At 74.4% G+C, this 15,011-nt stretch carries 10 protein-coding genes; 6 read left to right on the plus strand and 4 right to left on the minus strand.

Annotated features, from left to right (window positions below):
• Positions 1–111: 111 nt before the first annotated feature.
• Complete coding sequence (gene serS / locus PVK37_RS30150) at positions 112–1,401, plus strand: serine--tRNA ligase (RefSeq protein WP_275031226.1); 1,290 nt, start codon at positions 112–114, stop codon at positions 1,399–1,401.
• Positions 1,402–1,668: 267 nt separating this feature from the next.
• Here serS and PVK37_RS30155 read toward each other — a convergent pair whose 3' ends face one another.
• Together PVK37_RS30155 and PVK37_RS30160 are read right to left on the minus strand one after the other, a co-directional pair.
• Positions 1,669–3,129, minus strand: a complete 1,461-nt coding sequence (locus tag PVK37_RS30155; protein ID WP_275031227.1) for an NADH-quinone oxidoreductase subunit NuoF family protein — start codon at positions 3,127–3,129, stop codon at positions 1,669–1,671.
• A complete protein-coding gene (locus tag PVK37_RS30160) occupies positions 3,126–4,820 on the minus strand; it encodes a hypothetical protein (protein ID WP_275031228.1) in 1,695 nt (564 codons plus the stop codon). Before PVK37_RS30160 ends, PVK37_RS30155 begins: the two co-directional genes overlap by 4 nt.
• A gap of 350 nt (positions 4,821–5,170) precedes the next feature.
• On the opposite strand from PVK37_RS30160, the gene PVK37_RS30165 reads away from it, so the two are divergent.
• From PVK37_RS30165 to PVK37_RS30185, 5 genes are all read left to right on the plus strand, one after another.
• Positions 5,171–6,616 (plus strand): alpha-amylase, encoded by a 1,446-nt coding sequence (locus PVK37_RS30165; protein ID WP_275031229.1) that lies wholly within the window; start codon positions 5,171–5,173, stop codon positions 6,614–6,616.
• A 77-nt stretch (positions 6,617–6,693) separates the two neighbouring features.
• A complete protein-coding gene (locus PVK37_RS30170; protein ID WP_275031230.1) occupies positions 6,694–7,734 on the plus strand; it encodes a L,D-transpeptidase in 1,041 nt (346 codons plus the stop codon).
• A gap of 81 nt (positions 7,735–7,815) precedes the next feature.
• Positions 7,816–8,670, plus strand: coding sequence for an alpha/beta hydrolase (locus tag PVK37_RS30175; protein WP_275031231.1), 855 nt, complete (start codon positions 7,816–7,818; stop codon positions 8,668–8,670).
• A 98-nt stretch (positions 8,671–8,768) separates the two neighbouring features.
• Complete coding sequence (locus PVK37_RS30180; RefSeq protein WP_275031232.1) at positions 8,769–9,464, plus strand: proteasome protein; 696 nt, start codon at positions 8,769–8,771, stop codon at positions 9,462–9,464.
• A gap of 74 nt (positions 9,465–9,538) precedes the next feature.
• Positions 9,539–10,678, plus strand: a complete 1,140-nt coding sequence (locus tag PVK37_RS30185; RefSeq protein ID WP_275031233.1) for a site-2 protease family protein — start codon at positions 9,539–9,541, stop codon at positions 10,676–10,678.
• Here PVK37_RS30185 and PVK37_RS30190 read toward each other — a convergent pair.
• Entirely contained in the window at positions 10,662–11,411 is a 750-nt protein-coding gene (locus PVK37_RS30190) for a DUF2306 domain-containing protein (RefSeq protein WP_275031234.1), read from the minus strand. The two genes, PVK37_RS30185 and PVK37_RS30190, sit on opposite strands and share 17 nt — an antisense overlap.
• Positions 11,412–11,550: 139 nt before the next feature.
• Complete coding sequence (locus PVK37_RS30195) at positions 11,551–14,964, minus strand: AfsR/SARP family transcriptional regulator (RefSeq protein ID WP_275031235.1); 3,414 nt, start codon at positions 14,962–14,964, stop codon at positions 11,551–11,553.
• Positions 14,965–15,011 lie beyond the last annotated feature (47 nt).

Raw genomic sequence — 15,011 nt, forward strand, 5'->3', positions numbered from 1 at the left:
GTCCGTCCGCCCCGTCCCGCGCCGGTCCCGGGGCGCGCCGGTCCGGTACGGCGTGCGACGGTAGGATTCGCTGGATCTAGCCGACTTCCCGGACGGAGCGTACGGAGCAGCATGCTCGACATGGACTTGATCCGGAAGGATCGGGAGACGGTGGCGGCCGCGCTCGCCAAGCGACTCGATCCGGCCGAGGTCACCCGCGCCCTCGACGAGATCCAGCAGCTCGACCAGGCCCGACGTGCCCTGATCAGTGAGATCGACGCCGACCGGCAACGCCGCAAGGCCGAGGCGCGGGCGTACGCGGCAGCCAAGCGTGCCGGCACCGAGCCCGAGGTGGCCGCGCCCGAGCCGGGCCGCAAGCAGCTCGCCGAGCTGGAGGCCGAGCTGGACGAGGTGCAGTCCCGGCTGCGTACCCGGATGAGCGAGCTGCCCAACCTGCCCGCCGACGACGTGGTGGCCGGCGGCAAGGAGGCCAACCGGGTGGTGCGGGTCTTCGGTGAGCAGCCGAAGATCGAGCAGGTCCGCGACCACGTGGAGCTGTCCCGGGCGCTCGGTCTGGTCGACCACGAGCGCGGGGTGAAGCTCGGCGGCTCCGGCTTCTGGATGTACACCGGCCTGGGCGCCCGGCTGGAGTGGGCGCTGGTCAACTGGCTGATCGAGCGCAACATCGAGGCCGGGTACGAATTCCTCCTCCCGCCGCACCTGCTGCTGGACACCGCCGGTTTCGCCGCCGGTCAGTTCCCGAAGTTCTACGACGACGTCTACCACCTCGACCGGCAGTCCGCCCCGCGCGGGCAGTTCCTGCTGCCCACGGCGGAGACGGCGATCCTCGGGGCGTACCAGGACGAGATCCTGGACCCGGCGAAGCTGCCCCTGAAGGCGTTCGCGTACACCCCCTGCTACCGGCGCGAGGCGGCCGGCTCGCACTCCGACGAGCGCGGCACCGTCCGGGGCCACCAGTTCAACAAGGTGGAGATCTTCCAGTTCACCCTGCCCGAGCAGGCCGACGCGGCGCTGACCGCGATGGTCGCGCACGTGGAGGGCCTGGTCGAGGCGCTGGGTCTGCACCACCAGACCAGCCTGCTCGCCGCCGGGGACGCCAGCGCGTCGATGCGCAAGACCCTCGACATCGAGGTGTGGATGCCGAGCACCGGCAAGTACAAGGAGGTCTCGTCGGTCTCCTGGGCCGGTGACTACCAGGCCCGCCGGGCCGCCATCCGGTACAAGGAGCCCGGCGGCAAGCAGACCCGGTTCGTGCACACGCTCAACGGGTCGGCGCTGGCCACCAGCCGGCTGTTCCCGGCGATCCTGGAGCAGTTCCAGCAGTCGGACGGTTCGGTGCTGGTGCCCGAGGTGCTCCAGGCCAAGCTCGGCACCGACCGCCTGGTCCCGCCCGGCCGCTGACCCGTACCGTTCGGTCGACGGGCCCCTGCCTCGGCAGGGGCCCGTCGACGTAGGCGGCCCGGCTGGGCGTGTGCCAACTCGAGCCTGTCGGGTCGGTAGTCGGCGTTCGGGCTGGCGGGGCCGACGCCCGGCTCGCTCCAGAACCGGGTGCTACCGCCTACGGTGTGGATCGCGCTCCCGCTTTCTGGGCGGATCAGCTACCCGACACGCCGAGCCGATCACACCTCAGGCAGCCAAACAGTCGCGTCCGGCCCCTTTCGCCTCGCCTCACGCCTTGAGGCGGAGGGCGAGTTCCGGGCAGACCTTGACCGCCTTGCGCGCGCCGTCCTGCAACCAGGTGGGCACGGGCGTTACCGGGAACACCGGGAAGCCGTTGCCGTCCAGCCGGATGAACTCCGGTACGACGTGGGCGCAGAGGCCGTGCCCGTCGCAGCGCGACCAGTCGACGGTGAGGGTGCGCGGGGCCGGGTCCGGGTCTCCGGGCAGGCCCAGCACACCTCTGACCCGGCGTCCGCACCCCTCGCCGGTGGCGTGTCGGGTGAGGTCGTCGGCGAACACCTCCAGCGCCGAGACGGCGAACCGGGCCGTACCGTCGGGGTGGCTGCACGCGCCGCGTCCCTTGACCACCCCGGCGGCGGCCCGGACGACGTCCGGCGCGGCGCTGCCGGCGACCGCGAGGTCGACGGCGCGGGCCAGGTCGGGCAGGCCCATCCGGCACGGGCCGCACTGGCCGGCGGACTCCCCGGCCAGGTAGCGGACCACCTGGGCGGCCTCGCCGAGCGGGCAGGTGTCCGTGCCGAGCGGGACGATGATGCCCGCGCCGAGGGTGCCGCCGACCGCGTCGAGCCCGGCGCGGGAGACCTCGGCCCGGTCCGCCGCCGCCGCGCTGATCCACCTGCCGTGGTAGCCGCCGGTCAGCACGCCCGGCCCGGTGGGCACCTCGCACAGGTCGAGGATGTCGCGCAGCGGGGTGCCGGCGGCACACTCCACCACGGCCGGGCGGGCCGCCGCGCCGGTCACCGTGAGCAGTACGGTGCCGGGCTCGTCGGCGGTGCCGAGTTCGGCGTACCCGTACGGGCCGAGCCGGGCGGCCACGGCGAGCTGCGCGTACGTCTCCGCGTTGGACAGCAGGGTGGGCAGGCCGTGCACGCCTGCGTCACTGGAGCGGCGCTTCTGCCCGGGTGGGATGTGCGGCAGCCCGTTGATGCCCTGCACCAGCGCACCGCCCTCGCCGGAGATGAACCGGTGCGGTACGGCCACCACGCTGGTCGGTACCGGCATCCGCCGTTCGGCGAGCGCGTCGGTGAGCGACTCCTCGCCGACCCCGTCGTCGGCGATCCCGAGGACGATCTCGTCGGCGTCCAGCGCGTACGCGGCCAGCGCCGCACCGTCCAGCACCAGGTGGGGTGCCCGGGTGAGCAGCACCTTGTCCTTCCAGCTCGCCGGTTCACCCTCGGTGGCGTTGACCACCACCACGGCCGGCAGGTCCTGCCGTTCGCTGGATTCGAGCACCGCACGCAGTTTGCGGGCGAACGGGAAACCCGCGCCGCCCCGGCCCCGCAGGATGATCTCCTCGGCCAGCCGCAGGAGCTGGTCGGCCTCCATCGGGGCGAGTGGTCCGTGTACGTCGTCGTGGGCGTCCCGGTCGAGGCGACCGTACTCGGCGAAGCCGGCGGTGAGTCGGGGTTCGCCGAGGCAGGCGACCGGGGGCACGGTCCGCCGGGTCACTTCGCCTCACCCCGCAGTCCCGCCCAGTACGCCCCGTCGACGGCGTCGGCGTGGGCCCGCCGTCGCCGTGCCGACCGGCTCTCGCCGGCGGCCCGGCGGGCCCGGCGGGCGGCCAGGTCGACCAGGGTGGGGGTGTCGTCGGGCGGCAGTGGCGTGTCGTCGGGGACGTACCGGGCGGGCGGTCGCCAGTAGTCGGTGACCAGGTCGGGCGCGTCCTCGTCGGCGCTGTGCCGGCCACCGACGGAAAAGCTGCCAGCGGCGGAAAGGCTGCCGGCGGCGGGAACGCCGTCGCCGGCGAAGCCGCTGGTGCCGGCGGAGGCATTGCCACCGATGGAGACACTGCCGGTGCCGGTGCTGTCGCGCCCGGCCCAGCGGGTGGGGCTGTCCCAGGGGGCCTCGGCTTCGCTCACCCGATCCGGCCGGCCGTGCTCCGGTACCGCGTGCCGTGCGGCGGCCGGGGGCGACGCTACCCGGCGGCGACGGCCGACCGCCTCCCGCGCCGGTTCCGGCACCGGTTCGAAGGTCGGGGTCCGCAACGGGCCGTCGGTCGCCTCCTCGGCGCGCCGGCGACGACGGCCGACTGCGCCCATGCCGGCCACCGTGCCGGGCGGCGGGACGACGGGGACGGCGAACCGCCTGGACCGACGGTCCGCGCGGTCCGTGGACCGGTCGTCCCCGGCGACCCGCTCCGACCGGCCACGGTCCGCGGTGACCCGCTCCGACCGGCCACGCTCGGTGGTGACGCGCTCCGCGCGGCGGCCGGACACCGGGTCGCGGTCGGCGGGTCGGCCGGACGCGGTGACGCGTCCCGCGCGGCGACCGGAGGCCGGGGCGGGATGCTCGGTCCAGTCGGCGGTACGGCGGACCGACCGGCCCCGGGCCGGGGCGGTGGCCGGGTCCGCGCCGCGACGGCGGGTGAGCCGGACGCGCAGGGAGGCCCGTTCGTCGGCGCGGCCGGCGACGGCCCGGGTCGGCGCGGTGTGCTGGGCCCGCTCCCGGCGGCGGCGTCCCAGGCTGACCGAGAGGCGTACCAGCAGGGCCACCACCACCAGCAGCACGCAGGCGAGGTAGCTCACGGTCACCCAGGTGGCCGGTGGGCGGCCGGCACCCAGGCCGTGCAGTAGGGAGAACGGCCAGGACAGGTAGGCGGTGGCATGCAACGAACGCCACAGCCACTTCGGGCCCACCCCGGCGAACCGGGCCCGGACCAGGCCGGTCCAGAGCACACTGACCATGAGCAGGGCGGCGACCGTGCCGAGTCCGACGTAGAGTCCCCGGCCGCCGAGGAACGGTACGGCCGCGTCGGTGGCCGCGGCCCGCCCGGTGGCGATCTTGGTGAGCACGTGCAGGACCAGCCCGGAGACCCCGATGATGCCGGTGGTGCGGTGCGCGGACTGCATCAGCACCCGGTGCGGGACGAGCAGCACCAACCGGTCGGTGGCGAGCAGTCCGAGCAGCACGGTGAGGCTCAGCGCCACCAGGGTGACGACGCCGGCGTAGAACTCGGTGAAGAAGAAGAGGTACGTGTACGCCGTCCGGCCGGCCCCGGTGAGCATGCCACCGGCCCAGGCGGCGGCGAGCACCGAGGCCGCCAACAGGGTCAGGGCCGGGCCGGACCGGTTCGGCGTGCCCCGGCTGGTACGCCTGATCCGGACGTTGTCGGCGCGCCGCTTCTGCTCTGCCCGGGCCATACGCTCCTCGATCGTCTCGCGGCGGTGCCCGCCGGCCGACCTGCTCCCCCATCGAGTACGGCTGGGCACGCCGATCGGATCAGCGCGATCCGGAATTTTCTTCGTGGTCGTACCGGAGGGCACGACGGGCACGGACGGCACGGCGCGTTCGTTCGGGGTCTGGCGGGGCCGGAAGTCCTTGCACGGTGCGCATCCATCCCCACCAGCAGTGACGTATTTCTATCCGTTGACAGTCGCTGCAACGCGCTTGTAACCTTTCAGCAACTTTCAGGACCTCCTGCAAGAAGGCGGCACCCTGGGGTTTCCCTGGCGCACCTGTCCGTCCCCCGAACCCCCCGTCAGGAGTACAGATGCTTCGACGTCGAAACCGTTCGGCGATGCTGGCCGTGGGCCTGCTCGCCGGTCTGCTCGCACCGGTGACCGTGGCGACACCCCCCGCCACCGCCGCCCCCGCCGGCACCAAGAAGGTCATCGCCAACCTCTTCGAGTGGAACTGGCCCTCCGTCGCCAGCGAGTGCACCAACGTGCTGGGCCCGAAGGGCTACGGCTACGTCCAGGTCTCCCCGCCCCAGGAGCACGTCCGGGGCAACCAGTGGTGGCTGGCCTACCAGCCGGTCAGCTACCGGATCGAGTCACGCAAGGGCACCCGCGCGCAGTTCCAGTCCATGGTGAACACCTGCCACGCCGCCGGGGTCAAGGTGATCGTGGACGCGGTGGTCAACCACATGTCCGGCCAGGACGCCGGAGGCACCGGCTGGGCCGGTTCGTCGTACGGGCACTACAACTACCCGGGCATCTACCAGTCGCAGGACTTCCACTACTGCGGCACCTCCGGCAACGAGATCCAGAGCTACAACGACCGGTGGCAGGTGCAGAACTGCGAACTGGTCAACCTCGCCGACCTGAAGACCGAGTCGGACTACGTCCGGACCCGGCTCGCCACGTACCTGAACGACCTGCTCTCCCTCGGCGTGGACGGCTTCCGGATGGACGCCAGCAAGCACATGCCGGCCGCCGACATCGCCGCCATCAAGGGCAAGCTCTCCCGCTCGGCGTACATCGTGCAGGAGGTCATCTACGGCGCGGGTGAGCCGATCGGGCCGGGCGAGTACACCGGCAACGGCGACGTGCACGAGTTCCGGTACGGCAAGGACCTGGCCCGGGTGTTCCGCTCGGAGCGGCTGGCGTACCTGAAGAACTTCGGCGAGGGCTGGGGGCACCTGCCCAGCGGCGTGTCGTCGGTCTTCGTGGACAACCACGACACCCAGCGGGACGTCGGCGGGGTGCTCACCTACAAGGACCGGGGCATCTACGCGCTCGCCAACGCCTTCATGCTGGCCTGGCCGTACGGGTCGCCGTCGGTGATGTCCAGCTTCACCTTCAGCAACCGGGACGCCGGCCCGCCGTCGGACGGCAACAACAAGACCCTCGACACCACCTGCTACTCCGGCTGGGAGTGCGAGCACCGCTGGCCGGTGATCGCCAACATGGTGGGCTTCCGCAACGCCACCGAGGGCGCGGGCGTCACCAACTGGTACGACAACGGCAACAACCACATCGCCTTCAGCCGTACCGGCAAGGGGTTCGTCACGATCAACGACGAGGACTCCGCGGTCAACGGCCGCTCGTACTACACCGGCCTGCCGGCGGGCCGGTACTGCGACGTCATCCACGGCACGTACAGCAACGGCTCGTGCAGCGGGCCGGTGATCACGGTCGACTCCGGCGGCTGGTTCGCGGCAAACGTGCCGGCGCACGACGCGATCGCCATCCACGTCGGTGCGCGCCTGTCGTAGCACCATCCGAAAACCCCCTCCCCGGTGCCACGGCGCGGGGAGGGGGTTTTCACGTATTGCCGGCATATCGTCCGTTTGTGTGGTATGACCGCCGGACCCGGCACCCCCGCTGCTCCCCGATCGTCGCCGTCGCGCTGTTCGTCGCGACGGCACTCGCCGCCGGCCTGGCGCTGATCCCCCGGGCGGTGCCGCTGGCCGACGCGACGGCGTCCGCTCCGACTCCGGCATGGGGTCCGGCTCCGGCGTCCGCTCCGCCTGCGGCGTCGGGGCCGGGTCCGGGTCGGGCGTCGGGTCCGGCATCACCGCCCGCCGTCCCCGCGCCGGCCGGTACGCCCCCGCCGGCCACCGCGGTCCCGTCCGTCCCTGGCTCGCCGGTCCCGTCCCAGGGTCCGCCGTCGCCGGCCGCGCCGGCCCCGGTGGTCCGGCCGGCACCGGACGACCTGCCGGTGATCACCTACCGACCCGCGCCCGGGGGCTTCCCCGCCGACCCGGACCCGCTGGACACCACCCCGCTGACCGAGGGACTCCGGCCACTGCGCCGGATCGCCGCCCACACCGCCCCGGGCGGCCGGCCGCTGGCCTTCCTCGCCCCCACCATCAGCGGGTACGACCTGGTCATGCCGATCACGCAGCGGCACGCCGGCTGGGCGGCCGTGCTGCTGCCGTCGGCGAACCGGCGGATCGCCTGGGTGCCGCCGGGCGGTTGGCGGACGGTCCCGCTCACCCACCAGCTCGTCGTGGAACGCCGGACCCACCGGCTGACCTGGCTGCGACACGGTCGACCGGTACGCTCCTGGCCGGTCACCCTCGGCAAACCGGGGCAGAGCACCCCGCTCGGGCGTACCTTCGTGCTGGCCCGGTCCGCCCCGGCCGAGTCCACCTTCGGCGGCGTGGACGTCCTCGCCCTCGGGTCCGTACCGGAGGAACCGGCCAACCTGCCGGCCCGGCTGCGCGGCGCGCACATCGGCATCCACGCCTGGTACCACGACCGGGACCTGGGCCGGAACACCAGCAACGGCTGTGTCCGGCTGACCCGCGACGCCCAGCGGCACCTGGTGACGACGGTCCCGCACGGCACCCCCGTGGTGGTGGTCGACCGGCTGCCGGTGTCCCGCTGACCCTTCCGTCGCCCGGCCAGGCATCCCGCCCGGGAACCCGGGTAACCGCCGGACGGCACCGCTACCTGGGGAGGGAACGTCATGGACACCGGGTCCGGAAAGGGGCAGGTCGACACGGTCGTACTGATCCACGGCCTGTGGCTCACCCCGCGCAGTTTCCAGCCGTGGGTCGACCGGTACGTCCGCCAGGGCTTCCGGGTCCTCGCCCCGGCCTGGCCCGGTCTGGAGGGCGAGGTGGAGCAGCTCCGGACGGACCCCACCCCGATCGCCCGACTGACCATGAGCCGGATCGTGGCGCACTACGAACGCATCGTCCGGGACCTGGCCCGACCACCGATCATCATGGGGCACGGCCACGGCGGCACCGTCACGCAGATCCTGCTCGACCACGGGTACGGCGCGGCCGGGGTGGGCATCGGTTCCGCGCCGGTGAAGGGCCTGATCCGGATGCCGTGGAGCATGCTGCGGGCCACCGGACCGGTGCTGCGCAACCCCGCCAACCGGCACCGGGCCGTCCCCATCGACCCCGACCGGTTCCACCGGCTGCTCGCCAACACCACCGACCGGGCCACCTCGGAGCGGCTGCGTCGCCAGTACGCCGTACCGGCCGCCGGGCACGTCGTGTTCGAGACCGCGTTGGCCGGGTACCAGCCCCGGTCGGTGGTCCGGGTCGACAACGGCCGCTCCGACCGGGCCCCGTTGCTGCTGCTCGCCGGGGGTGCCGACCGGGTGGTACCGCCGGTGGTGGTGAAGGCCAACGCCGGCCTGTACCAGCGGTCCCGCGCGGTGACCGCCTACCACGGGTTCCCCGACCGGCCGTACCTGATGATCGGCGCGCCGGGCTGGGAGGAGGTGGCCGACCACGCGCTGCGTTGGGCGGTCGAGAAGGCCACCACCGTCTCCCCCGCCGTGGTCGGCGACGCCCCGCGCTGGTGAGCGTCCTCCGCTGCTGGACGCCCACCGGGCGGGTGTAGGCGCACGCGGCGTCGGGTACCTCGCACCCGACCCCTCGCCCCCTGCCCAGGAGGACCCCCATGACCGTCGTGCTCGCCATCGTCTGCAACGACGGGGTGGTGATCGGCTCGGACTCCCAGATCACGGAGAGCGACCGGGGCCTCAGCTTCCCGGCCCAGAAGCTGCACCCGCTGGGCCCGTGCGCCGCCTGGGGCGGCAGCGGCGCGCGGGGCGTGCTCAACGACCTGCGTCCCATCCTCGAGGACTCGGCCACCGCCATCCTCGAGTCACCCGACATCGGCGACGAACTCCAGGAACGCGTCCTGCCGATCCTGAAGAAGCACTACGGGAACTACATCCCGGACGTGCCCGGCGAGGGCAGCGGCGGCGGTGTGTCGGCGTACCTGCTGGCGGCGGGCTACAGCCAGGGCGGGCCGTGGATCGTGGAGATCAACCCCAACGGCCTCATCGGCCGCTACGAGGACGTCGGCTTCCACGCCATCGGCTCCGGCGCGCCCATGGCCCAGCAGGCCGGCGCGCTGCTGTCCCACTTCCGGATGACCGAGCGGCCCGTCGAGTACGGCGTGGTGGGTGTCCTGCGGGTGCTGGAGGCGCTGTCGCAGACCTCGCCGTCGGTCGGCGGGCCGTTCAGCGTCGCGGCCATCCGCGAGGAGGGCGCCCACCACCTCGACGAGAAGGAGATCGCGAAGGCGTTGAAGGACGTCCAGCGCTGGCGGGACCTCGAGCAGGAGTCCCTGGACCGGCTGTTCGACTGAGCCTGCGGGCGTACCGCGCGCGGTCCCGGCCGGCCAGCCGGCATGGTGCCGGCCGGCCGGGGTATGACCCGCCCATGAAGGCGAGTTTCCGGCTCGGCCGGATCGCCGGCGTACCCGTCGGCGTCAACTGGAGTGTCCTGGTCATCTTCGCGCTGATCGCCTGGGCGCTCGCCGCCCGCCAGTTCCCGCGCGCCTACCCCGGCGAGCCCACCTGGGCGTACGTGGTCTCCGGGCTGGCCGCCGCGGTGGTGTTCTTCGGCGGTCTGCTCGCCCACGAGGTCGCCCACGCGGTGGTGGCGAAACGCAACGGGCTGGGCGTCGAGGGGATCACCCTGTGGCTGTTCGGTGGGGTGTCCGAGCTGCGCGGCGACGCCCCGAACCCGGGCGCCGAACTGCGCATCGCCGGGATCGGCCCGCTGGTCAGCCTGATCGTCGCGGTGTTCTTCGGTGGCGTCGCGGCGGTGCTCGCCCTGGCCGGCGTACGCGGGCTGCCGGTGGGCGCGCTGTCCTGGCTGGCCGGGATCAACCTGCTGCTCGCCGTGTTCAACGTGCTGCCGGCCGCCCCGCTCGACGGCGGTCGGCTGCTACGCGCGGCGGTGTGGAAGGCCACCGGCGACCGGACCCGCGCCTCGGTGGTGGCGGCCCGCGCCGGCTGGGTGCTCGGGGTGATCCTGATCGGGCTGGGCCTGTGGCAGTTCCTCCTCGGGGCCGGCATCGGCGGACTCTGGCTGGTGCTGATCGGCTGGTTCCTGATCGGGGCGGCCAGCATGGAGGAACGGCAGGCCCGGGTGGGTTCCGCGCTGCGCGGGGTACGCGTCGCGGACGTGATGACGGCCCAGCCGCAGACCGCCTCGGCGGAGCTGACCGTCGGCGACTTCGTCGACAACTACCTCTTCGCGTACCGGCACTCCGCGCTGCCGCTGACCGAGGACGGTCGGCCGATCGGCCTGGTCACCCTGGACCGGGTCCGGCACGTGCCGGCCGACCGGCGGGCCGGCACCACCCTCGCCGAGGTGGCCTGCCGGGCCGACGAGCTGGTGCTGGCCCGGCCGGAGGAGCAGCTGACCGATCTGCTCCCCCGGCTCAGCGCGTGCGCGGACGGCCGGGCGCTGGTGGTGACCGACGGACGCCTGGTCGGGATCGTCTCGCCCAGCGACATCAGCCGGGCCGTGCAGCGCAGCGCCATGCGCGACCAGCTCACCGCCGGGCGCTGACCGGCCGGCGGGGCGTCCGGTCCAGCCACCACTGGGCGGCCAGCAACGGCAGCGTCCAGCCCAGCCAGGTGCCGGCCCCGGCGATCGTCCAGGTCAGCAGCTTCTCGTCGCCGTGGAACGTGGTCTCCAGCTGCGGAGAGAGCAGCAGGAACAACGCCACGCCCCAGATCCGGTTGGTGATGATCGACAGGGTCAGAACGAAGCTGCGGACCATCCACCGCCGGTGTTCGGCGTACCGGCGCTGCCGGGCCCGCCGCCAGCCGGTCACCGTGCAGGCCAGCCAGAGCGTCGCCATCACCAGATTGCTGGCCCGCGCCACCGGCCCGAACGGGGTGACCGCGCCGAGGTACAACCCGGCCAGCCCGGCCGGGAGCACACCGGCGAACACGTACAGCCGGCCGGCCCGGCGGTGGACGGCCGGGTAGCGCCGCCGGAACCACGGCCACACCTGCAACCAGCAGGTCAGGATCGCCACCGAGGCGAACAACACGTGCGCGACCAGCAGCGGATGGTAGAGCACCGCCCCGTCCGGGGGCTCGATCCGGGACCGGGCCGGGTCGAGGGTCAGGTAGGGCGGCACGGAGAACCCCACGAACAGCACCACCAGCGCCGCCAGCGGCACCACCCACGGCCGACGCCACCAGCGTCGGGGCGGCTCCGCACCGGCCCGGCGGTCCGGTGTCGGCGGGCCGGGCACGGTCGGTGGGCGGTCGGGCGTACGGACGTCGGTCACGTCTCTGCTCCCTCGTCGGTGGAACGGATCTCCTGCCGACGAGGTTCACCCAGTCCGCTGACCGGCCCCGCACCGTCGGCTGACCGGTCCCCGCATCCCACGTTGACCGGACCGCACCGTCGGTTGACCGCCGGCGCGGTCAGTGCTCGAGCAGGTCGCGTAGCCGGACCCGCGCCTCCTCGTGGCCGAGCCGTCCACCTGCGGCGTACGCGGCGGCGTAGCCGGCCGCGCCGAGGACCGCCCGCGCGCCGTCGACCACCGCCGTCACCTCCCGGTCGGCGGTCACCGGGCCACCGCGCAGCCGGGCGGTGAGCCCCAGCAACCAGGCCGCCCGCTCCGCCGCGCCGTCGTACAGCATCACCCCGGCCAGGCCCTCGGTCGCCTCCGCGAGGTCCAACCAGTTGCGCTGGTCCAGGGCGATCTCGACGGCCTGCCGGTGGTACCCCCGGGCGGCGACCGGATCCCCCTCGGCCTGCGCGGTCCGTCCCAGACCGGTGAGCACCGTGATCCGGGTGCCGAGATCGGCCCAGCCGGCCGGTGTCCGGGCCAACGCCTCGGTCTGGTGCCGCCGTGCCCCGGCCAGGTCACCGGTACGCCGGGCCACTTCGCCGAGGCCCCAGGCGACCCGGGCCAGCGCGGTCGACAGTCCGCCCCGGCGGGCCAGCTCGGCCGCCCGGTCGAACTCGGCGCGGGCCGCGTCGGCGTCACCGAGCCGCAGCAGCCGTTCGGCCCGCCGGCAGCGCAGCTCCACCACCTCCTCGTCCGCGCCGAGTTGCCGCACCAGGTCGAGGGCCTCGTCCCGCAGGTCGAGGCTCTCCCGGTCCCGGCCCCGGCAGGCGGCCACGGTGGCCAACCCGTCCAGCGCCTGCGAGGTGCCCCACCGGTCCCCCACCGACCGGAAGCCGGCCGACGCCTGCCGCAGCGGCACCTCGGCCGCGCCGAGGTCACCCCGGAACATCGCCAGCAGTCCGACGCCGAGGTGGCTCAGCGCCCGCGACCACGGGTCCGGGCCGATCAGCGTCAGCCGCTGTCCCAGTCCGTCCCGGGGTGGACCGGCGACCTGTGCCCACAGGACGGGCAGGAACGGCTGTCGGGGCGGCCCGTCCAGCGAGTCCACCAGCGCGGTCGTCCGGGCCAGGTGGTCGGCATGGTCGTCGACCTGCCCGCCGGACACCGCGTGCACCGCGCAGAGCACGTACTCCTCGACCAGTCCGTCCGGTGGCGCGGGGCCGACCGCCCGGAGCAGGTCGGCGGCGAGTGGGGCCACCTCACCCCGCAGGCCGCGCAGGTACCAGTAGCCGGTGAGCGCACCGACCAGCCGCAACGCCAGCCGTGGGTCGGCGTCCACCGCCCACCGCAGCGCGGCGTGCAGGTTGCGGTGCTCGGCCCGGAGGCGGTGCAGCAAGTCGACCTGTTCGGCCCGCCGCAGGTACGGGTCGGCCGTGGTGGCGAGCCGCAGGACGTACTCGGCGTGCGCCCGCCGGAACCGCTGCTCCTCACCGGCCTCGGCGAGCCGTTCCGCGCCGAAGTCACGCACCGTCTCCAACATCCGGTACCGGCCGGCGGTGTGTTCCAGCAGGGACCGGTCGACCAGCGCGGCCAGCAGGTCGGCGGTGTCGGCCGGACGGTCCGGCCCGGGGTCCGGGACGTCGGGAACCGCGCAGACCTGGTCGGCGGCGGCACCGGTGGCCCCGCCGACGAACACGGTCAGCCGGCGCAGCAGCCGCCGTTCGGCCTCGTCGAGCAGATCCCAGCTCCACCGCACCACCGCGTACAGGGTGCGGTGGCGGGGCGCGGCGGTCCGGTCGCCCCGCGACAGCAGCCGGAAACGGTCGTCGAGCCGGGCGGCGATCTCGTCCAGTGGCAGCGCCCGGACCCGGACCGCCGCCAGCTCGATGGCCAGGGGCAGGCCGTCCAGGGCGGCACAGATCCGCCGTACCGGCTCGACGGTGCCGGCGTCGAGCGTGAAGTCCGGACGTACCGCGGTGGCCCGGTCGGCGAAGAGCCGGACCGCCGGGGCGGTGACGGCGGTCTCCGGCGGTTCCTGGGCGGCCGGAACCGGCAGCGGGGGCAGCGGGCAGAGCAGTTCCCCGGTGATGCCGAGCGGTTCCCGACCGGTCGCCAGGACGCGGAGCCCGGGACAGTCCGCCAGCAGCCGGCGGACGATCGGGGCGGCGTCGGCGACCACGTGCTCGCAGTTGTCCAGCACCAGCAGGACCGGTCGGGCCGCCAGCGCGCCGACCAGCCGCTGCACCGTACGGTCCGGTGCGGTGAACGGTCCGGACCGGCCGCCCGGCGTACCGTCGAGGGCAGTGGACGGTCCGCCGGTCGTCGCCTGGTCCGGGGCGGTGAAGCCGCCGGTGAACACGGTGAGGGTGGTCTCCCGCAGGCCGAGCGCGTCGAGCAGGGCCGGAGCCACCCCGGCCCCGGGTGGCAGCGGAGCGAGGTCGGCGAAGCACACCTCGTCGGGCCGCCGGCCGGCCACCTCGACCGCGAGGCGGGTCTTGCCCACCCCACCCGGCCCGGTGACCGTGACCAGTCGTCCGGCGTCGAGCAGGCCCGCCACCCGGGCCAGTTCCGCGTCCCGCCCGACGAAGCTGCTCACCTGCGCCGGCAGCCGACCGGCCACCCCGGAACCGGACAGCGGCGCTAACGGCGGCCCGGACGGCGGCGCAGACGCCGGGTCGGACGGCAGCGCAGACGCCGGCCCGGAGGGCAGCGCAGCGGGTGCATCGGGCGGCGGGTCGGACGGCGGTGCTGGGGCGACCGGCCGGGCGGTGGGCGGGTAGGGCCGACCGGGAACGGTGCCGGCCACCGGATCGCCGCGCAGCACCGCGAGATGCAGGGCAGCCAGCTCGGCCGAGGGCTCGGCCCCGAGCTCGTCGGCCAGGGCGCGGCGCAGGTCGGCGTAGACCGCCAGCGCCTCGGCGGACCGGCCGGTGGCGTACAGGGCCCGCATCAGCAGTCCGTGCGGGCGTTCCCGCAGCGGGTGCGCGGCGGTCACCGCACGCAGCCCGGCGATCGGCGCGTCCGGATCACCGGCGGCCAGGGCCGCCGCGGCATGCTCCTCGACCACCGACAGCCGCAGCTCGACCAGCCGGGTCACCTGCGCCGCCGCGAACGGTACGTCGGTCACGTCGGCGAGGGGGTCGCCCCGCCAGAGGGCCAGGGCCGCGCCGAGGAGGTCCACCGCCCGGTCCGGTCGGCCGGCGGCCGACGCCCGCCCGCCGTCGCGACGCAGCCGGGCGGCCCGGTGCACGTCGACCGTCTCCGGGTCGACGGCCAGCCGGTACCCGGCCGGGTCGGCCAGCACCGGCACGCCGACCGGCCGCAGGGCCCGGCGCAGCCGGGACACCTGGGACTGCAACGCGTTCGCCGCGCCGGCCGGGGGCCGCCCGCCGTGCAGCCCGTCGATCAGCCGGTCGGTGCCGACCATCCGGCCCGCGTCCAGCAGCAGCAACGCGAGCAGGGCCCGCAACTGGCGTCCGCCCAGCGGCAGCGCCGTCCCGTCGGCGGTACGCGCCTCGACCGGGCCCAGGATGCCGAAGAACACGGGCCGATTCTCGCCTACCGTGCCCACGTCGGCGGTCCACCGTGGAC

Source organism: Micromonospora cathayae (assembly GCF_028993575.1).
Classification (GTDB): Bacteria; Actinomycetota; Actinomycetes; order Mycobacteriales; family Micromonosporaceae; genus Micromonospora; species Micromonospora cathayae.